The sequence below is a fragment of the Pseudomonas sp. URMO17WK12:I6 genome (assembly GCF_003253625.1).
Lineage (GTDB): Bacteria > Pseudomonadota > Gammaproteobacteria > Pseudomonadales > Pseudomonadaceae > Aquipseudomonas.
This window is the reverse complement of the sequence record NZ_QKYZ01000003.1, coordinates 1-18555: the sequence shown is the minus strand read 5'-3', so window position 1 is coordinate 18555 and position 18555 is coordinate 1. Positions and strand designations below refer to the sequence as shown.

The following is an 18555-nucleotide window of genomic DNA, read 5'->3' as shown; positions in this document are numbered from 1 at the left end:
GTCTCCAGTGGGTTGAGTTAGTACGCGTAGCGTCTGAGCATCCGGGTTTCGATCACGCCAACCAGTCGGGTCAGGGGGAACGCCACCAGGAAATAAATCACCGCCACCGCCGACAGGAACTCGACCGGGCGCGCGGTGCTGTTGGAAATGTTCTGGCCGACGAACATGAGGTCGGCGATCCCCACCGACGAAATGAGTGCGCTTTCCTTGAACAGGCTGACCACGTTGGACAGCAGCGGCGGGACGGCACGCAACAATGCCTGGGGGAAAATCACGTAGAACACTTTGTTCCACGACGCCACGCCCAGGGCGGTACAGGCATCGTGTTGCTCGCTCGGAATCGACTTGAGCGCGCCACGAAAGGTCTCGCTGGTGATGGCAGTCATGTACAGCGTCAACGCCAGCACCACCGAGACGTAAGGCGGCACCGAGATGCCGAATACGACGGGCAGGCAGAAAAAGATCCAGAACAGTTGAATCAGCAACGGCGTGCCGCGGAACAGCTCGACGTACAGGCCGGTAGGGATTCGGATCAACGGGCTTTTCGAGAGCCGCAACAGACTCAACAGAAACCCGCAGACGCTGCCCAGCACCGCGCAACTGACGGTGAACGCCAGCGTCAGCGCCAGGCCTTTGGCCAACACCTGCCAGTAGGAAAGGACCACCCAGAAATCCAGCTGCATCTTCTTCTCCTCAGCGCGCGAGCGCAGTGTCCTGGCGCCGCTCGAGCCACTGCACCAGCTGCGCGATGGGCAGCGAGAGGGCGAAGTAGATCAGGGCGATCAGCGAGTAAGTTTCGAGTGGGCGATACGCTTCGGTGGCAATGCTTTTGCCGACGTACATCAGGTCTGCGACCGCCACGATGGCCACCAACGCGCTTTGCTGGAGAATCGAAATGCCGTTGGTCATCAGTACTGGCAGCGCGGTGCGCACGGCTTGCGGCAGAATCACGTACAGCGTGCGCTGCCACGGGCGCAGGCCCAGCGCAACACAGGCATCCAGATGTTCGCGCGGCACTGCCTGCACCCCGGCCCGATAGGCTTCGGCGTTGAACGCAGTGAGGTTCAGCCCCAGGGCCAAAACGCCCATGGTGATCGGGTCGATGAACACGTTGAACAGCATCGGCAAGCAGTAGAAGAACCAGACGATCTGCAACAACGCCGGCGTGCAGCGGAAGAACTCGATGAACAACTGGGCGGGCCAGCGGATGAAAAACCAGCGGCTCAGGGTCAGCAGGCACAAGCCGAAACCGAGTATCAGCCCCTCCACATTCGACACCAGCGCCAGCTGCAGGGTGACCTTGAGGCCCTCCCACAGGGCACCGAAGTTTCCAGTCAGAAAATGGAAATCAAATTGATAATTCATGGTCGTACCCCTCAGCCCAGGTGCAGGACTTTTTCGAGGAATTCGCGGGTGCGCGGCTCCTTCGGCTGAGTGAAGATCTGCGCGGGAGGCCCCTGTTCGACAACCTTTCCGTTGGCGCAGAACACCACCCGCGAGGCGATGTTTTTGGCGAAATGCATGTCGTGGGTGACGATGATCATGGCCATCTTCTCCTCGGCCAATTGCATCATCACGTTCTGCACTTCGGTGACCATTTCCGGGTCGAGCGCCGAAGTCACCTCGTCAAACAGCATCAGCTTCGGTTCAAGCATCAAGGCGCGGGCAATAGCGACACGCTGCTTTTGCCCGCCGGAGAGCTGGCTTGGATACGCATTGAGCTTGCTTTCCAGACCCAATCGCGCCAGGAAAATCCGTGCTTTCTCGGTAGCCTGGGCCTTGGACAGCCCGTGAACTTTCATGGGCGCCAGAATCAGGTTGCTCAAGACCGACAGATGCGGGAACAGCGTGTAGTGCTGGAACACCATGCCGACCTGGGTTTGCAAGCGCACATCCAGTGGTTTGCCCTGGTTTCTCGCGTTGCCATCGATGTAAGGCTGGCCCTGGAAGTTGATCGTCCCGCCCTGGATGCTTTCCAGCCCCATCATGACCCGCAGCAACGAACTCTTGCCGCTGCCGCTGGGACCGATGATTACCAGCCGATCGTCGGCGCGCATATCCAGGCTCAAATGGTCCATGACCACCAACCCTTCGCCATAGGATTTGTAAACATCGCGCAGCTGGATGAAGTCGCCGCCAGCCGAATCGGGGACGAACGATGCCTGTGGCTGGGCGGCCACCAGTAAAGGAGCTGTCATAGGGGGTCTCCAGGAGAGCGGCGGTTACCGGCCGCTCTCGGGAATCAGCGAAATTACTTGGATGTTTTTTCGTCGGCGTTCGCGAGGATGGAAGCCTTGTCGACCAGGGCGGCGATTTCGCCTGTCTCGCGACGCTGGGTGAGGTAGATGTTCAGCACTTGCAGGTCTGACTGCGACGCGTCACGGTTCAGTCCGAACGCGACGCCCTGCTTGGCCAAGGCCGGGGCCGGCATTATTTCCTTGGTCCAGTCCGGGTTGGCGACGGCGAACAAATGGTTGGTGTCACTGGCATCGACCAGCACGTCGGCGCGGCGGGACATCACCGCCAGTCGAGTCTCGTCCATCCCGGGTAAACGCATGACCGAGCCATTCTTCACCACCGCACTGATCGCCTTGTCGGCGGCCGTGCCGGACATCACTGCAAACGACACGCCCGGCTTGTCGTAGTCGGCGATGGCATTGCCCGCCGTGGCCAGTTTTGGATTGTCTTTATGGGTGAGCAACGAGATCTGGTAGTCGGTCGCCGGGACCGAGAAGCTGACGGCCATGGCCCGTTCCGGGGTCTGGTTCAATGCCATCGCCAGATCCCATTTGCCACCTTGCAGACCCGCAACCAGGTTGTCCCAGTTGGTGTCAACGAACTCCACCTTGACCTTCAGCACCTTCTCGCCGAAGTCCCGACACAAATCCACGAAGTAGCCGCTGTACTGACCGGAACGGGCATCACGCATCACATAGGGCGCCGCCACCGCAGCGCCGCAACGCAGCACGCCGGCCTTTTGCACGCCTTGCCAAAGTGACGGATCAGCGGCCTGCGCTGGAGCCTGGCTCAATAGCGCACCGATGGCGATGGCACAGAGGAGCATGTTGCGGGCGGAGCGAGAGAATAACCGAGCCATTTTGAACCTCACCGTTATGTAGTTGTTCTTGGGCAGAAAGGTACAAGCGTGTAGCAATGTGCGCCATCATGTGTGCAGCGCTGTATGCAGATTAGTTTTGAACGAATTGAGCTGTCAACAGACTTGCGCGGATTTTTTCAGGAAAGTGACTGAGCGGTCGGACGACCGCTCGAAGTGTCGAAACCGTCAGGCGGTTTGCTGTACGGCTTGCAGGAAGTGATCGAGGATCAGGCTTTGGCGGCGGCTTTTGGCGGTCACAATGGCCAGGGGCGCATCGAAATGGAACCGTTGCGGCGCGATGGCTTTCATCATGCCCTTCTCCACCCACGCGGCCGCATAATGGTCGGGGAGGAAGCCGATGTAACTCCCGGTGAGGATCAAAAAAGCGATGCCTTCACGGTCGGTGGCAGTGGCGGCGCAATCGAGCAAGTGGTGCAAACCGATGGCTTCGGCGGTCATGCGAAAACTCGGCACCACGGCATCCACATGGCGCAAATCATCGGTGGACACCGTGTCGGCGCAGGCGAACAACGGATGCTCATGGCTGCAATACAAGTACGACCGCTCTTCATAAAGCAGGTTGTACTCAAGGCCTGAAAGCGGCGTAATCAAAGGGACTACCCCGACATGCAGACGACCGTCCAATACCCCGCGTTCGATCTCGGCCGGCGTGCTCATGCTCAAATTCACCGTCACCCCCTCGCCTTGGCTGCGCAGTGATTTCAAGGCCCGGGTGATGCGCATCTTCGGCTGGGTGACCAAATTATTGATGATCCCGATATTCAAGTCCCCCCGCAGTTGGCTGTGCAACTGGTTCACCTCGGTTCGAAACCCCTCGATGGCCACCAGCACCGCCTCGCTGGAACGAAGCACCTCACGTCCCTCATCCGTCAACGCGAAGCCGGCACGTCCACGCTGGCACAAGCGGACTCCCAGACGTTTTTCCAGATCGGCCATATGCACGCTGATTGCAGAGCGGCTGATCCCGAGCGAGGTTTCCGCCGCCGAGAAACTCCCGCACTGCACCACGGTTTTGAAGAGTCGTAACAATCTGAGGTCAAAGTCACTGACCTGGCTGAGGGGGATTTTCTGACTCATAGGTGAATTTTCCTGAACGTAAACATTTAACGATTCAGATTTATATCACCCATTGGCTCAGGGCATGCTCTGTTAAATCCGGTCATCGATTGCTCTTGTAGCAGCTGCTACGGGAGTGCGTCGTGGCAGCTCAAAGGCATAAACACTCGCAGGCGCTACATCGGTAATTTGTATTCAAATGCCAGCTTTATAATATTTTACCGATCCAGGGGTGATCCCTAGTCTTGACCCAAGAAATGGCAGGCCACAACCGACCTGATTCCAACTTCGATGGGTATAGAGATGACCACTGAAAAAACAAAAATAGATACGCTGATTGTGGGCGCCGGTCAGGCTGGCGTGGCCATGAGTGAACACCTGAGCAAACTCGGCGTGCCTCACCTCGTACTGGAGCGCAGCCGCATCGCCGAGCGCTGGCGCAGCGGTCGTTGGGATTCGCTGGTGGCCAACGGCCCGGCCTGGCACGATCGGTTTCCGGGCCTTGAGTTCGACGATCTCAGCCCCGACAGCTTTGCCCCGAAAGAACGGGTAGCGGATTACTTCGAAGCCTACGCGAAGAAGTTCAACGCCCCCATCCGCACCGGCGTGGACGTGAAGAAAGTCGAGCGCAATGTCGGTCGTCCAGGCTTCACCATTGAAACCTCCGAAGGCGTGATCGAGGCCAACCGCGTAGTGGCCGCCACCGGACCTTTCCAGCGCCCGGTTATTCCGCCGATCGCGCCGAAAGATCAGCCATTCACCCAGATCCACTCCGCCGAATACCGCAACCCGCAGCAATTGCCAGAGGGCGCTGTGCTGGTGGTGGGCGCCGGCTCGTCCGGGGTGCAGATCGCCGATGAATTACAGAGTGCCGGCAAGCAGGTTTACCTCTCGGTGGGTGCGCACGATCGCCCTCCTCGCGCCTATCGCAACCGTGATTTCTGCTGGTGGCTGGGCGTGCTCGGCGAGTGGGATCAGGCCGCGATGAAACCCGGCCGGGAACACGTGACCATCGCGGTGAGCGGCGCGCATGGCGGCCGCACGGTGGACTTCCGTGGGCTGGCCCATCGCGGAATGACGCTGGTGGGTCTGACCCAATCGTTCAATGGCAGCGTGGCGACGTTCCAGCCCAACCTTGCCGACAACCTGGCACGCGGCGATGAGAACTATCTGGCGCTGCTCAATGCCGCCGACGCCTACGTCGAGCGCAATGGCCTGGACCTGCCGGAAGAACCTGAGGCGCGGCATACCTTCCCGGATCCGGATTGCGTCACTAACCCGATTCTTGAACTCGACCTGGCCAAGGCTGGCGTGACGTCGATCATCTGGGCCACCGGGTTTGCCACGGATTACAGCTGGCTGAAGGTCAACGCGTTCGACGACAACGGCAAGCCGCAGCATCAGCGCGGAGTGTCGAGCGAGCCTGGGGTGTATTTCCTCGGCCTGCCGTGGCAGTCCCGTCGCGGCTCTTCGTTCATCTGGGGTGTTTGGCACGACGCCAAGTACGTGGCTGATCAGATCGCCATTCAGCGCTCATACCACGACTACCGCGATGCCCTGCAACGCGAAGCTGAAACCGCCCCCGTCGCGCATAAAACCACCGTCAGCGCTTAACGAATAGTTCTTCAGGAGCCTCAGATGTCCACGCCAACCCATACCCGTATTCGCATGTTCAACACCAAGGAAACCTACCCGAACCAGAGCCTGGACAATGACCTGTGCCAGGCCGTGCGGGCCGGCAACACCGTTTATGTTCGCGGTCAGGTCGGCACCGATTTCGAAGGCAACCTGGTGGGCCTCGGCGACCCGCGCGCGCAAACCGAGCAAGCCATGCGCAACGTCAAACAGTTGCTGGAAGAAGCTGGCAGCGACCTCAGCCACATCGTCAAAACCACCACTTACTTGATTGACCCGCGTTACCGCGAGCCGGTTTATCGGGAAGTGGGCAAGTGGCTCAAAGGGGTGTTTCCGATTTCCACCGGGTTGGTGGTGTCGGCACTGGGGCAGCCGCAGTGGCTGATGGAGATTGATGTGATTGCGGTGATTCCTGAGTAAGCAGGTAGACCGAGTCGCGGCTTTCGCGAGCAAGCTTCGCTCCTACAGTAGATCGCTGTTTCATGAACGACCCTGATCATCTGTAGGAGCGAAGCTTGCTCGCGAAGACGCCCGCACAGACAACAACTTTGCCAAGGCCAACCAAGGAGCAAAACCATGACCTTCTCCATCGCCGCCCGTTGCCCCGAAACCGGTCAGTTCGGCATTGCCATCAGTTCCTCAAGCATCGCCGTCGGCGCCCGCTGCCCCTGGCTATTGCCCGGTGTCGGCGCGGTCTCCACACAAAACATCACCCTGCCATCCCTCGGCCCGGAAACCCTCGCCCTCATGGAACAAGGCCTCGCACCTGCCGAGGCTCTGGACAAGGCATTGACCCGCAACGGCTACAGCCAATACCGACAAATCACGGCGATTGACCACCTCGGCCGCACCGCGTATTTCAGCGGTTCAGAAACCCTGGGCAACCACAATGCCGTGTCGGGCGAGCAATGCGTGGCCGCCGGCAACATGCTCGCGGACCGAGCCGTGATCGAGGCCATGGTCGAGGCGTACGAACATGGCGAGGGCCAACTGACCGACCGCTTGCTCACCGCGATGAAAGCGGCGGTGGTCGCAGGCGGTGAAGCCGGGCCGGTGCATTCGGCTGCCGTTATAGTGGTCGGCGAACTGACCTGGCCGATCATCAACCTGCGGGTCGATTGGGCCGATGAAGATCCGATAGGTAAATTGGAGCAGTTGTGGGACGCCTATCGCCCACAGGTCAAGGACTACATCGACCGCGCCCTCACCCCCGACAAATCCCCTGGCTACGGTGTCGCCGGAGACGACCGATGAGCAGCAGCCGCGATTTGCTTGAAGCCTTGGTGGCGTTCGACACCACCAGCCGCGAATCAAATCTGCAGCTGATCGAGTTCGTCCGCGACTACCTCGCCCGCTTCGAGGTGCCTTGCGAACTGATCTACAACGACGAGCGCAGCAAGGCCAATCTGTTCGCCACCATTGGCCCGGCGGATCAGCCGGGCATCGTGTTGTCGGGGCACACCGATGTGGTGCCCGTCGACGGCCAGCCGTGGACCGTCGCGCCATTCCAGCTCACCGAACGCGACGGCAACCTGTACGGTCGCGGCACCGCGGACATGAAAGGCTACATCGCCTGTGTACTCGCCCTGGTGCCGTCACTGGTGAAGGCCTCGTTGCGACTGCCGGTGCACATCGCGCTGTCCTACGATGAGGAAGTCGGCTGTCTCGGCGTTCGTTCGCTTTTGAAAGCCCTCGAACAGCGCCCGGTCAAACCGATGCTCTGCATCATTGGCGAACCGACCGAGCTCAAACCGGTGCTCGGCCACAAGGGCAAGCTGGCGATGCGCTGCGACATTCATGGCGAAGCCTGCCATTCGGCGTACGCGCCGCTCGGGGTCAATGCGATTGAATACGCCGCCGAACTGATCGGCGAACTGGGGCGGATTGGCCACAGGCTCAAGGCACCGGAGCATCACGACGCCCGTTTCGATCCGCCGTTCAGCACCGTGCAAACCGGCATGATTTCCGGCGGCAAAGCCTTGAACATCGTCCCCGCCGATTGCCGCTTTGACTTTGAAATCCGCGCCCTGCCCTCACAAGACCCTGGCCTCGTTGCGCAGGAATTGCAGACCTACGCCGAGCAACAAGTGCTACCGCGCATGCGCGCCGTGAGTGATCAGAGTGAAATCCGCTTCAGTGAATTGTCGGCCTATCCCGGTTTGGCGACCGATGCGCACAGCGAAGCCGCTGAGCTGATCACGGCATTTTCCGGTTCTGGGGAGTTCGGTACGGTGGCATTTGGCACCGAGGGCGGTCTGTTTGACGCGGCGGGAATTGCGACAGTGGTGTGCGGTCCGGGCAGCATGGATCAGGGTCATAAGCCGGACGAATTTGTCAGCCTCGAACAACTAAACGGCTGCGACCAAATGCTGCAACGAATGCTGTTATCAATCAGCCGCTGATGGTTGGCCCGACGCTCAGGTATACAGTCGGGCCAGTTCTTCCTGGCAGTAATCCACGAACAGCTGTACCGGTTTGGTCAGCTGCGACCTTCTCAACCATGCCGCCGACAGACCCGAACCGGTCACGGTTTCGGCCAGCGGTATGCACACGACTTTCTGCCCGTCATAGGTGTATTCGGAAAACGGTTTGGTGACCAGAATCGAAAAACCAAAACCGCGCCCGACCATCCCTCGCACCATCTCGATCGAAGGCGAGCTGAACACGATGTGTGGCGTCAGTCCGCGCTCTTCAAAAATGCTCACGAAGTAGGTCCGGCTCGGCACCACGTCCAGCAATATCATCGGCTCCAGCACCAGGTCATTCAGCGACACTTTCGCCTGTTGCGCGAAGCGGTGATCCGCCGGCAACAAGGCGTAAGGCTGTTGCGGCGGCATCAGCGGCACTGTCTCAATCGTGCTGTCCAGATCGTGTTCGAACAGCATCGCCAGGTCGATGCTGCCGGCGGTCAGTGCCTGCACCAGTTCCTGCTGTTCGCCATCGCGAATGCGGATCTCCACACCTGGCCAACGCTCCTTGAAACCAGCGATCAAACGCGGCAGGTACAGCGGCGCCACCGTTTCAAAACAGCCAATATCGATCTGCCCCGCGACCACGTCGTTGTCCGCCAGCGCGTTCTGCTCGAACTCATGCGCGACCCGCAGCAGCTCCAGCGCCTTGCGATAAAACCGCGACCCACTCGGCGTCAGCGAAACACCCTGGGCGTGATGCCGGATAAACAGCTGCACGCCAAAACTTTCTTCAAGGTGCTTGATCGCCGTCGACACCGACGGCTGCGCGATATAAAGCTTGCGCGAAGCCTCCGCCACGCTGCCGCAATCGGCGGTGGTGACGAAATACTTGAGCTGTCGCAGGTTGTAAGCGGCCATGCAGACCTCCAGAGAACACAACATTGTAGGAGCGAGGCTTGCCCGCGAAGACGCGCTGACATTCAACATCGTTGTCGGCTGATACGCCGCCTTCGCGGGCAAGCCTCGCTCCTACAGGTATCGGGTCGACGCGCGATTCTGTGGCGGCGCAGCCGCCGTAAAACCGGGCACACGATCAAGGCTGAACATACCCGACACACCCAAACCCCGGGCATATATTTTTTAAGGTTTGAAGCAACAAACTTACTAATTTATCTATCCCGACGCATTGCACATCATCGCTCCAACAAGAAAAGCGTCGCTCGCGCGGCGCTCACCGAAGTACGTCCACGTACTCATCCTTGCCTTGGAGTTCACCATGTCCACCGCAGCAACACCCTCCGCTCCGCTCATCGAAAAACACACGATTGGATACGTCCCCCCGGAAGATCGCCACGGAAAGGTAAGAGACCTGTTCACCCTCTGGTTCGGCGGCAACATCGCGCCGCTGCCCATCGTCACCGGCGCCCTCGGCGTGCAGCTGTTCCAACTGAACCTGGTGTGGGGCATCGTCGCCATTCTGGTCGGCCACCTGGTCGGCGGCGTGCTGATGGCCCTGCACTCGGCGCAAGGCCCGCAGATGGGCATTCCACAAATGATCCAGAGCCGCGCCCAGTTCGGCTCCCTCGGCGCCCTGCTGGTGGTGCTGATCGCCGGCATCATGTACATCGGCTTCTTCGCCTCCAACATCGTCCTCGCCGGCAAGTCCCTGCACGGCGTGGTCGACAGCGTGCCGGTGCCAGTGGGCATCGTCATCGGCGCGCTCGGGTCGGGCATCATCGGCATCATCGGCTACCGCTTCATCCACGTGCTCAACCGCATCGGCACCTGGGTGCTGGGCATCGGCATCGTGCTGGGCTTCGGCTACATCCTCACCCACGTACAGACCGCCGACTTCCTCACCCGTGGCAGCTTCAACATCTCCGGTTGGCTGGCCACCGTATCGTTGGCCGCGCTCTGGCAAATCGCCTTCGCCCCTTACGTGTCCGACTACTCGCGCTACCTGCCGAAAGACGTGCCCGTCGCCGCCACGTTCTGGACCACTTACCTCGGCTCGGCACTCGGCTCCAGCCTGTCGTTCATCTTCGGCGCCGTCGCAGTCCTCGCCACTCCCGTCGGCATGGACACCATGGACGCGGTCAAACTCGCCACCGGCTCCATCGGCCCATTGATGCTCGTGCTGTTCCTGCTCAGCGTCATCAGCCACAACGCCCTCAACCTCTACGGCGCCGTGCTGTCGCTGATCACCCTGGTACAAACCTTCGTCTACCGCTGGATCCCCACCGCCAAGAGCCGCGCCGTCCTCTCGGTCATCGTCCTCGCCGGCTGCTGCTTCGCCGCCGTCGGCGCCTCCGCCGACTTCATCGGCCACTTCGTCGACATGGTGTTGGTGTTGCTCGTGGTGCTGGTGCCCTGGACCGCGATCAACCTGATCGACTTCTATGCCATTCATAAAGGTCAGTACGACATTGATTCGATCTTCCAGGTCGATGGCGGGATCTATGGCCGATACAACCCGCAGGCGTTGTTGGCGTATGCGATAGGGATTGCGGTGCAGATTCCGTTCATGAACACACCGCTGTACGTCGGGCCGATCTCGGCGCACATCAATGGGGCGGATTTGTCCTGGGTGGTGGGGTTGTTGGTGACTTCGCCGTTGTACTGGTGGTTGGCGAATCGTGACACGGCTTACAGACGTCGGCTGTCTACCGGAAAACTGGCCAACAGCCTCTAACCCTGTAGGAGCCAGGCTTGCCGGCGAAGACATCCTCAAATACGCCATCGCCGGCAAGCCATTCCTCTGGAGCTGCCGAAGGCTGCGATTTTTTGATCTTCAGCGCCGAAAGCCGGACTCAGCCCAACAGATGGGCAAAGCGTGAATACTCGCCCCCCGGATTCAGGCATCATCGGTTATCGTTTTATCGACAGGGCTCAGCTAGCTCGTAGCTTTAAGTATGCGGACCGCACGTTCGGAGAAGTAATGTGATCAGCGCGAGTAAACCTGAATATTCGTTCGCACGGTGCAAAGAGCCGGGCGAGTTTGGTGTGACATCTGTCGTTTTGATTGGATTGGTCAGCACCGAGGGTGATGCGCTCTACCTGCTTATCAGATACGTCGACTACGAGACAGGCGTGGTAGAGGGTGATCACATTTATCATTCACTTGAAGAAGCGTTCGAGTCGACCCGTTCAGATTATGGGATTGGCCCAGGAGACTGGCGGAGTTTATCTGAGACAGAAATTGCTGTCGTAGATGCCCAAATCAGCTAACACCGAAATACTGGGGCAGACCACAATTTCAGAAACCGTTGACCGGAAAGACCGTGGTCCGATCAAGGCTACAATTTGGACATCCCCCCCACTGGAAAAGCTTGATGAGACAACGATTCCTTATACGTTTGATGTTCGAATGGGGTGGCGGGGTTCTGTGGTGCGGGAACGAAGCCGCACGCGAACAGTTTTCGGTAGGCCCAATTGAAGATCGACTGGCGCTTACTGACAAAACCCGAACGTGTCTGGACGAAATGACACATTGGCATGACACGTCCCTGAATTGGGACTACCCACCAGATCCCGGCCCTTGGGAAATGGAAGAGTACGAACGGTTTGATTCTGCCGCGAACGCTCTGCTCACGATTATCCAAACCGAACTTGGACCTGAGTATGAAGTGATTTATGAAAAATTATGAGGCAGACCATGATTTCAGAAACCCCTGAATGGAAAAATCGTGGACTGTCCAAAATTCAAATGCAAACTCGATCCGCGTAGGAGCTGCCGATGGCTGCGATCTTTTGATCCTGTCGCCAAGTCCCGGAATGGTCGGCATTCACTACGAACGCAACACCCCCATCGCCCGCCGATACTTCTCCACGCGCTCCAGATCGTCCCAGGACGGCTGCGCAATCCGCGACAAGTCGCTGTTCTCTTCCAGATCAGCCAGCTTCACCACCCGCCCGATCGGGTTCTTCGCCGCGCGCTCGACGAACGCCTCGTAGGACTCGCCCGGCACCTTGGTCACCGACGCAATCGCCGTCAGCACCGCTTCGCTGAAGCCTTCCTTGCGCAGATCGTCAAGGCTGACGCCGCAGTCCTCGACCACGTCATGCAGTACCGCGACGATGCGCTCTTCCAGCGTGTTCACCCGCAGCATGACTTTCAGCGGATGCAGGATGTAAGGCGCCCCGCCCTTGTCCACCTGCCCTTCATGCGCCGCGGCGGCGATGGCAATGGCGCGTTCCAGTGACTGACTCATGGGATTCTCCTCGGGTTAAATGCCGTAACGGCGCGGCCAGGATTTTGAAGTCTGCAAAATATGTAGGAATCTGCCCTTTGTGGCGAGGGAGCTTGCTCCCGCTGGGCTGCGAAGCAACCCCAAACCCTGATAGCCCGTTTCCTCAGACACACCACACCACCCGGCTTTACTGCGTTTGCGCCATAGAGTGGGGGAAAACCACTTTGCGAAATGACCGTCCGAGCGTCCTACACTCCGGTTGCGGCTACCAAAATCGCTGCCTAGAGTGGGGCTGTCGCTGACATCAGTTGGCGATAGGGTTTCGCAGCCCTTAAGATTGACACCTTGTTCCGTCAGGCACGGCCGACTCCCGGCTGCGTATCGTTTTATGGCGGTTGTGCGTGGGAGACCTTCGGGTCTGCCGGGTCCTGGTGTTAATCCTCCGGTCTGCGAACCCGCGCATAGCTGCCACCCATTTTGTTTCGCAGCAGAACGGTGGCAATTCTACTTTTATTAGGATTAACACCATGACGACGCAAAACCCGCTCCGCCACTACAGCCCAATGTCCCACTTCGCCACCGACCACCCCGTCCTCCTCATCGACGCCGACGCTCCGATACGCGAACTCCACAGTTGCCTCAGCGAACGCCTCAACGCCGTCCTCAAATACCTCAACCTCATGGCCTGCACCAGCCTCCCCGACTACGCCGAACACGACATCAACACCGTCACCAACATCGCGCGGATCATGGTCCAGGATGTGAGTGATGTGTTTCGGGTGATTGAGCAGCGTGGGTTCGATACGCCCAAGGGGCAGTGATTAAATTTCAGTCGTAGAAAAACCGCATTACTGCGGTTTTTCTGCTTCCTGCTCCGACTCTGACAACAACAATCAGTAAACCTGTACCCGCCACAACTCCCGCGACGAAGAACCCGCCGACATCGGCAGCCGCCCATGCAACGTCCGATAGTTATCAATCAGCACCAGATCCCCCTCACTCCATTGATGAGCAATCAAACACTCCGGGTCATAAACCAGCGCATTGACCTGTTCCAGCAACGCCTGTTGAGCCTGCTCGTCATGGTCCTGCACTGACTGGCTCAAGGTCTGCAATGTCGAGTCGGTGCCCTCTTGGTAGCGCAGGATGAGCTCGCCGCTGCGGGGGTGGTGGTCCACCAGGCTGTACATGCGCGGCGAGCCGCCGAAGTAGGTCATTTTGGTGTAGTAGGTGATGTTCACGCCCTGCCATTGTCGGGCGACTTGCTGCCCGACTTTGCGCAGTACGTTGCGGCTGTCGACGATGGTGGTCTGGCCCTCGCCCGGCTGCGGCGCGGTCTTGCAGTACAGCATGAATTTGCTGGCGCAGAATTTCGGGTTGCGTTGAACTTGTGCGTCGCTGTCGGGCAGCATGTTCAGGTCCCAGTGCAACGGTGTTTTCTCCAGCGAATGCACCACGCCTTGGGGTTTGTCCGCAGGCTTGACCACGTGGACGGCACCGAAGGCCCATTCGTAGAGCGTGCCGAAGCGTTCGCAGCTGCGAGCAAAGCTATCCTGGTCGTCGAAACGGCAACCTTTGAGGCAGACGAAACCGAAGGTTTCCACCAGGGCTTCCAGCAGGCCGGTGGACAGTCGTTCAAAACCCAGCCCCAACGGGTCTCGCACCACCAGGCCAAACAGCGGAAGTTTTTGCAGTTCGTACTCGAAGCCTTGGGCCTGCAGGTTTTCTGCTTGATGGTAGAGCCATGGCCGCCCCTCATAGGTGACCAGCACATGGTGGTCGAGGTCGACCTGAGCGCGGGCGCGAAGGGTTTGGCCGCCATCCAGGTTGCACACCGGCACGGCATGCCAAGGGCTGTCCGCGCGGGTCAGCCCTTCGGCCAGGCCGAAGGTGAATTTGGGGCCGGCATTGTTATATTGATGGACCGACAAGCGAATGTCATCGCCGAAGAAACGGTCCACTGCCGCGTTCAATGCCTGCCCGCGATACATCATTTGATAGGCTTTGAAGTTGATTTGTTGCAGGTACTCGTCCTCGCTCTGCCCTTCTTCGCGGCACAGACGCAGGTCGTTGTAGAGGTGACTGCAGAGGTCGTCATGCGCCCGGCTGAGGGATTCATCGTCGCGGCTCTGCTCGATCAGTTCGCCAAGGTTTTTCCACGGCAAACGGGCCTGCTTGATCAGGCTGGCGCGAACCGACTCGGCACTTTGGGCCTGGGGAAACAGGTCTTCCATGCTGACCCACTCAATCGTGTGGGTGGTGCACAGTTCACGCAACGCCCGGTTGTAGGCGGCGCGAACGTCGTCGGCCACGCCGACGATGTCATTGAAGGTCGTGCCGTCGCTGAGGATCGACACCACGCAGCCCGGTGCGTGCAACGCGGCGATGGCTTGGCCGAGTTGGTCGAGGCGCTCGATGGCCATGACCTCGCCGTAGTCCGGCAGCACGCCGAAAGTCTGGTCGCTGGCGTTTGGCGACTTGCAGGGAAAGCCTGGCAAAACCAGACGCACTGGCAAGCCCTGATCGAAGCAGTGCCCCAATCGAAGCGCCAGGTGTGCCCTGCCTTGTGTGTCGAAACAATCATCCGTGCCTTTGAGCAGATAACCGGCCAGCAAATCGCTGACGGCAGCGATCCAGACGTCTCTATGTTCCATAGAACAACTTCCTTGAGGGTGTGTGTATCAATAGGATTTGACGGTGTCGCCATGCTCGGTGAACGCATGCGCAGCCCCGCAGGCTTGCCGCAAACTGCGCAGCAATTCGGCCGGGTGTTCACAGCACAGGTTCGGGGCCTGGGCCTGCAAGTCAGGTGTCAGGCCATAGCCCCAAGTGACCGCCGCCGAGTGCATGCCTGCGGCACGCGCGGTTTGCAGATCGATCTCCGTGTCACCGACGAACAAGCAGTGGTGCGGATCAACCGACAACCGCCGGGCGGCTTCCCATGCCACATCCGGCTGAGGCTTGAGCGCCCTGCCCGCGCGATGCCCCAGAATCGTCCCGAAGGTATTCTGTGGAAGCAGTGCATCGGCGACTTGCCGGGCCATTTTGTCAGCCTTGTTGGTGACGATAGCTAGCGGCACTTCCAACCGGCGACAGCCTTCGAGCAATTCCAATACGCCGCTGAATGGCCGGGAAAATTGAACCAGGTTGTTTTGGTAGAGCGCTACATAGCGCTGGTGCATGGCGAGCGCATCAGCGACACCAAACTGCGTGGCAACTCGCTCGATCATCGCCGTGGTGCCGCCGCCGATATACCCGCACACTATTTCCGTGGTCAGCGCCGGGCAACCGTGTTCGAGCAGCACTTGGTTCAAGCACCAGGTGATGTCGGGCAAGGTGTCGACCAGAGTCCCGTCCAAATCGAAGAGTACGGCTTCGACCCGTAACCGAGACGTCATCATTGAGCACTGGCGTAGTGACAAGGACGCCCCTTGCGGAACACCAGGCGGTGATAGCGCTCATCGACATTGCTGCGTTTTTCGAGGGTGACCACACCCCGTCGCTTGATGGCCACCGAATGCCAGGGCGTACGCCACAGGTCACTGGTTGGCACCAACCGGATACCGATCTTCGTCGAGACCGCCAACTGCGGGTGAATCGACAAGCGCAGGCAATGCGGGTAACGCGCCTGCAACAGCGCCCCCCAGGCTTCACTGCGCTGGATCACCCGCTGCGAGGCCGGTTTGGCGACCTTCTTCACCGCGTTGAGGCTCATGCCAGCGAATACTTTCAGTCCCGAGTAATCCTCGGAAAGAAAGCGATGGATGCCGCAGTACATCAACATCATGTGCGGATCATCCTTGAAGCGCTGCTGCAACAAGATCAATGACTGACCGTGCTCGATCATCATCTCTTCACGCATGGCGTCCAGACAATCCAGCTGTGGGTAGGCATCCTGGAGGTCGAAATGGGCGAACGTGCCGGGATAGTGCTGTTCGGCGTAGTCCTGGATAGCGTCGGTGTAGGCCTTAACGTCCGCATCGGGAACATGCACCAAGTCAGAGAACACATAGCCATCGGAGCAGATATGAATCAGCGCGCCCGGTGCGTAGATCTCCTGGATCTCCTTGCACAGGCGATGTAACTCGTCGATGGCATGATGTTCCGCAAGATCAGGCAGATGGCTGAGGGTTTTCTTGCGGCTGGGCGACTTGCCGGGAAAGGCTGGCAAGACCATTTCAATCTTGCGACCGCTCTCGACCGCCTGCATGACCTTGGTCAGATGGGGTTCCAGCACCTGCGACGACAGTTCGTGATCCTGCCCCGGGGCGAGGCTACGACGGCGAAACAGGCATTCAAGGATTTGCTCGGCAATGTTCATGTGTGGGGTGTTCTGATGCTCGTGCACCAGCTGACCGCACACCTGTTGAGCAACGGTGTTTGAACCTTGCATAGACAATCCTTTGTGTGGTGAACAACGGCCATCTTTTGGCCATCAGCAGATATCCCTTACCTGCGGGCGGCTAAATTCCTACAAGTTGTGAGGACTGTCAATCGTGGCAATCCGGAATATTACGGCACCGAAATCATCGAAAAACCCTCACACAGGCTCATGCAACGTCCAGGCTGGCAAGGCCATACTGCGGCCACACAAGTGTGTCTGGTCCTGATTCCAGTACGCTCCCCTGAAAAATAGATCGGAAGGTGTGAACCTTGTTCAGGATGGGACAAACCAGACAAATAAATCCGCCTCCTTTTCTCTTGGAAATAAATATATCCACCCTTTTTTCTCACTACCGCCAACGAAGTTCAATGGCATCCAGAATAACTTGCAACTTCACCGGATCAGCAGCACCACCAAAGTAGTATTCATTACCGCCAAAACCCTTGAGGTCCTCGGAAATTCCCTTCCAATAAAGCACATAATAAACATCATCCAAAACTTCTTCCAAGGCGCCGCCATCTTGAAATGTTGACACGCGAATATATGGACCATAAATCTCATCCAACTGGACCAAAATTCGCTCACCAGTTTTTGAGTCAATCATCTCATCAGTCCCATTTAATACTATCAAACCATTCTAACTCCGCTTTCTTTTATAAACGGGGACAGACCACGTTTTCCACTATAGCCACCTCCAACCTACTCCTAAGAAATTTTAGATCTAGAGTCTCTGTACCATATAAATCGTAAACACTAGTCATTTTGGAATCACCATGCTTGGTGCGCGACTCATCGCCGCCTCGGATGTTTTGTAGATCATATAGTTTACTTCACGACCACTTTGAGAACTCATAGGAACAAAAAAGGAGCCAGAACAAAAAAGGGGACGTCCACTAGCCGATCTCGACTCAAGGCTAATGGGTGCCCCCTTTTTTACAACCTCTGCAAACTAATCAATAAAAAATTCCGCCTTCAACTTCCCTACAACTTCACGCATAACGACAAGCGGACAAGCACTACCTTGAGAATAGATGCTACATAAAGCCATATCTTCTGGATAACCAAAATCCGCATAAACCTCCTGAAGTCTATCAATCTTGCGCTCATCACTATCGCCTGACAAATCAATACACAGTAAAAAAGCCAAACGCCACTTATCCATATCAGCGACATCATCTGATATTTTTATTTGTTTTGAGACAACCCCAAGCAACTCATCATCACTTAGATACCTTCCTCCTGCGAGAACAGCAACATCCTCACTCTCACTACCGTTCAGAAGCTGACTGAAAGCATATTCAATAATATCTTCTCGCCCAACCCAACCTTTACCAAACCCTAACAAAATGGTTGACCACTCCATCAAACCTAAACTGATCAAGCACTTTAATGGATTCATTATCCCCTCCTACTTCTTCGGAATTTGGTTAGGAAATCCAGTGACTTTTCCGCCCGGAATAAAACGTCGATGAGTGACATCTCCTTCATCAACAATCCATTCGAAAACCCCTTCAACACCATTATTACTACCTTCAATTTGACTGAGTTCAGACTCTCTAATCACCACACCACCAGGGCCTTTGGTGGGTATTACAAATTTAGTAGCATCACCAGCATAATTATCAATAATGTCATTAAATCCATGCTGACCATCAGGAATTTTGTTTGGGAAAACGGGGACAGACCACGATTAAATTGAAGGAGCATTATCCAGCCCCTCGATAAATGTGGTCTGTCCCCGCTTTCGTTCCAATTAATGAT

At 57.8% G+C, this 18555-nt stretch carries 20 protein-coding genes; 8 read left to right on the top strand and 12 right to left on the bottom strand.

Annotation, left to right across the window (positions count from 1 at the left end):
* Positions 1 to 17: 17 nt before the first annotated feature.
* The 5 genes from F475_RS06010 to F475_RS05990 form a co-directional block, all read right to left on the bottom strand.
* The gene (locus tag F475_RS06010) at positions 18 to 683 is read right to left on the bottom strand and encodes an amino acid ABC transporter permease (protein ID WP_111453424.1); all 666 of its coding nucleotides are present in this window, start codon (positions 681 to 683) and stop codon (positions 18 to 20) included.
* Between the two features lie 10 nt (positions 684 to 693).
* Positions 694 to 1365 carry an amino acid ABC transporter permease gene (locus F475_RS06005; RefSeq protein ID WP_111453423.1) on the bottom strand — a complete coding sequence of 224 codons (672 nt, stop codon included), beginning with the start codon at positions 1363 to 1365 and terminating at the stop codon, positions 694 to 696.
* Between the two features lie 11 nt (positions 1366 to 1376).
* Complete coding sequence (locus F475_RS06000) at positions 1377 to 2198, bottom strand: amino acid ABC transporter ATP-binding protein (protein WP_111453422.1); 822 nt, start codon at positions 2196 to 2198, stop codon at positions 1377 to 1379.
* Positions 2199 to 2251: 53 nt separating this feature from the next.
* Positions 2252 to 3097, bottom strand: a complete 846-nt coding sequence (locus tag F475_RS05995) for a transporter substrate-binding domain-containing protein (protein WP_111453421.1) — start codon at positions 3095 to 3097, stop codon at positions 2252 to 2254.
* Positions 3098 to 3283: 186 nt separating this feature from the next.
* On the bottom strand, positions 3284 to 4195 hold the full coding sequence (locus F475_RS05990) for a LysR family transcriptional regulator (RefSeq protein ID WP_111453420.1): 912 nt from the start codon (positions 4193 to 4195) through the stop codon (positions 3284 to 3286).
* 282 nt (positions 4196 to 4477) lie between these two features.
* Between F475_RS05990 and F475_RS05985 the strand changes: the two genes are divergently transcribed.
* The 4 genes from F475_RS05985 to argE all read left to right on the top strand — a co-directional run bounded on the left by F475_RS05985 (position 4478) and on the right by argE (position 8211).
* Complete coding sequence (locus F475_RS05985) at positions 4478 to 5788, top strand: NAD(P)/FAD-dependent oxidoreductase (RefSeq protein WP_086946176.1); 1311 nt, start codon at positions 4478 to 4480, stop codon at positions 5786 to 5788.
* A 24-nt stretch (positions 5789 to 5812) separates the two neighbouring features.
* A complete protein-coding gene (locus F475_RS05980) occupies positions 5813 to 6229 on the top strand; it encodes a RidA family protein (protein WP_018930235.1) in 417 nt (138 codons plus the stop codon).
* Between the two features lie 156 nt (positions 6230 to 6385).
* Positions 6386 to 7063, top strand: coding sequence for a DUF1028 domain-containing protein (locus F475_RS05975; protein WP_111453419.1), 678 nt, complete (start codon positions 6386 to 6388; stop codon positions 7061 to 7063).
* On the top strand, positions 7060 to 8211 hold the full coding sequence (gene argE / locus F475_RS05970; protein WP_111453418.1) for an acetylornithine deacetylase: 1152 nt from the start codon (positions 7060 to 7062) through the stop codon (positions 8209 to 8211). The genes F475_RS05975 and argE overlap by 4 nt, the downstream gene beginning before the upstream one ends.
* 15 nt (positions 8212 to 8226) lie before the next feature.
* Here the strand turns inward: argE and F475_RS05965 are convergent, their stop codons facing one another.
* Positions 8227 to 9138 (bottom strand): LysR family transcriptional regulator, encoded by a 912-nt coding sequence (locus F475_RS05965; protein WP_019648652.1) that lies wholly within the window; start codon positions 9136 to 9138, stop codon positions 8227 to 8229.
* 358 nt (positions 9139 to 9496) lie between these two features.
* On the opposite strand from F475_RS05965, the gene F475_RS05960 reads away from it, so the two are divergent.
* From F475_RS05960 to F475_RS05950, 3 genes are all read left to right on the top strand, one after another.
* The gene (locus F475_RS05960; RefSeq protein WP_111453417.1) at positions 9497 to 10912 is read left to right on the top strand and encodes a cytosine permease; all 1416 of its coding nucleotides are present in this window, start codon (positions 9497 to 9499) and stop codon (positions 10910 to 10912) included.
* 248 nt (positions 10913 to 11160) lie between these two features.
* On the top strand, positions 11161 to 11448 hold the full coding sequence (locus F475_RS05955) for a hypothetical protein (protein ID WP_111453416.1): 288 nt from the start codon (positions 11161 to 11163) through the stop codon (positions 11446 to 11448).
* 104 nt (positions 11449 to 11552) lie between these two features.
* Complete coding sequence (locus F475_RS05950; protein ID WP_177431090.1) at positions 11553 to 11867, top strand: hypothetical protein; 315 nt, start codon at positions 11553 to 11555, stop codon at positions 11865 to 11867.
* A 141-nt stretch (positions 11868 to 12008) separates the two neighbouring features.
* Here the strand turns inward: F475_RS05950 and F475_RS05945 are convergent, their stop codons facing one another.
* Positions 12009 to 12431, bottom strand: coding sequence for an HD domain-containing protein (locus F475_RS05945; RefSeq protein ID WP_111453414.1), 423 nt, complete (start codon positions 12429 to 12431; stop codon positions 12009 to 12011).
* A 506-nt stretch (positions 12432 to 12937) separates the two neighbouring features.
* Between F475_RS05945 and F475_RS05940 the strand changes: the two genes are divergently transcribed.
* Positions 12938 to 13231: a fructose-bisphosphate aldolase gene (locus F475_RS05940; RefSeq protein WP_026331719.1), complete on the top strand. Its 294-nt coding sequence runs from the start codon at positions 12938 to 12940 to the stop codon at positions 13229 to 13231.
* 72 nt (positions 13232 to 13303) lie between these two features.
* On the opposite strand, the gene F475_RS05935 is transcribed toward F475_RS05940, so the two are convergent.
* The 5 genes from F475_RS05935 to F475_RS05920 form a co-directional block, all read right to left on the bottom strand.
* The gene (locus F475_RS05935) at positions 13304 to 15064 is read right to left on the bottom strand and encodes an L-tyrosine/L-tryptophan isonitrile synthase family protein (RefSeq protein WP_111453413.1); all 1761 of its coding nucleotides are present in this window, start codon (positions 15062 to 15064) and stop codon (positions 13304 to 13306) included.
* A gap of 27 nt (positions 15065 to 15091) precedes the next feature.
* On the bottom strand, positions 15092 to 15808 hold the full coding sequence (locus F475_RS05930; RefSeq protein WP_111453412.1) for an HAD family hydrolase: 717 nt from the start codon (positions 15806 to 15808) through the stop codon (positions 15092 to 15094).
* A complete protein-coding gene (locus tag F475_RS05925) occupies positions 15808 to 16803 on the bottom strand; it encodes an isocyanide synthase family protein (protein WP_111453411.1) in 996 nt (331 codons plus the stop codon). The genes F475_RS05930 and F475_RS05925 overlap by 1 nt, the downstream gene beginning before the upstream one ends.
* Positions 16804 to 17143: 340 nt before the next feature.
* The gene (locus tag F475_RS30315; protein ID WP_158538456.1) at positions 17144 to 17398 is read right to left on the bottom strand and encodes a hypothetical protein; all 255 of its coding nucleotides are present in this window, start codon (positions 17396 to 17398) and stop codon (positions 17144 to 17146) included.
* A gap of 345 nt (positions 17399 to 17743) precedes the next feature.
* Complete coding sequence (locus F475_RS05920; RefSeq protein ID WP_111453410.1) at positions 17744 to 18193, bottom strand: DUF2247 family protein; 450 nt, start codon at positions 18191 to 18193, stop codon at positions 17744 to 17746.
* Positions 18194 to 18555 lie beyond the last annotated feature (362 nt).

Coding starts and splice junctions, on each gene's coding strand:
- F475_RS06010 (WP_111453424.1), bottom strand. CDS start 683: ATGCAGCTGGATTTCTGGGTGGTCCTTTCCTACTGGCAGGTGTTGGCC.
- F475_RS06005 (WP_111453423.1), bottom strand. CDS start 1,365: ATGAATTATCAATTTGATTTCCATTTTCTGACTGGAAACTTCGGTGCC.
- F475_RS06000 (WP_111453422.1), bottom strand. CDS start 2,198: ATGACAGCTCCTTTACTGGTGGCCGCCCAGCCACAGGCATCGTTCGTC.
- F475_RS05995 (WP_111453421.1), bottom strand. CDS start 3,097: ATGGCTCGGTTATTCTCTCGCTCCGCCCGCAACATGCTCCTCTGTGCC.
- F475_RS05990 (WP_111453420.1), bottom strand. CDS start 4,195: ATGAGTCAGAAAATCCCCCTCAGCCAGGTCAGTGACTTTGACCTCAGA.
- F475_RS05985 (WP_086946176.1), top strand. CDS start 4,478: ATGACCACTGAAAAAACAAAAATAGATACGCTGATTGTGGGCGCCGGT.
- F475_RS05980 (WP_018930235.1), top strand. CDS start 5,813: ATGTCCACGCCAACCCATACCCGTATTCGCATGTTCAACACCAAGGAA.
- F475_RS05975 (WP_111453419.1), top strand. CDS start 6,386: ATGACCTTCTCCATCGCCGCCCGTTGCCCCGAAACCGGTCAGTTCGGC.
- argE (WP_111453418.1), top strand. CDS start 7,060: ATGAGCAGCAGCCGCGATTTGCTTGAAGCCTTGGTGGCGTTCGACACC.
- F475_RS05965 (WP_019648652.1), bottom strand. CDS start 9,138: ATGGCCGCTTACAACCTGCGACAGCTCAAGTATTTCGTCACCACCGCC.
- F475_RS05960 (WP_111453417.1), top strand. CDS start 9,497: ATGTCCACCGCAGCAACACCCTCCGCTCCGCTCATCGAAAAACACACG.
- F475_RS05950 (WP_177431090.1), top strand. CDS start 11,553: ATGAGACAACGATTCCTTATACGTTTGATGTTCGAATGGGGTGGCGGG.
- F475_RS05945 (WP_111453414.1), bottom strand. CDS start 12,431: ATGAGTCAGTCACTGGAACGCGCCATTGCCATCGCCGCCGCGGCGCAT.
- F475_RS05940 (WP_026331719.1), top strand. CDS start 12,938: ATGACGACGCAAAACCCGCTCCGCCACTACAGCCCAATGTCCCACTTC.
- F475_RS05935 (WP_111453413.1), bottom strand. CDS start 15,064: ATGGAACATAGAGACGTCTGGATCGCTGCCGTCAGCGATTTGCTGGCC.
- F475_RS05930 (WP_111453412.1), bottom strand. CDS start 15,808: ATGACGTCTCGGTTACGGGTCGAAGCCGTACTCTTCGATTTGGACGGG.
- F475_RS05925 (WP_111453411.1), bottom strand. CDS start 16,803: ATGCAAGGTTCAAACACCGTTGCTCAACAGGTGTGCGGTCAGCTGGTG.
- F475_RS30315 (WP_158538456.1), bottom strand. CDS start 17,398: ATGATTGACTCAAAAACTGGTGAGCGAATTTTGGTCCAGTTGGATGAG.
- F475_RS05920 (WP_111453410.1), bottom strand. CDS start 18,193: ATGAATCCATTAAAGTGCTTGATCAGTTTAGGTTTGATGGAGTGGTCA.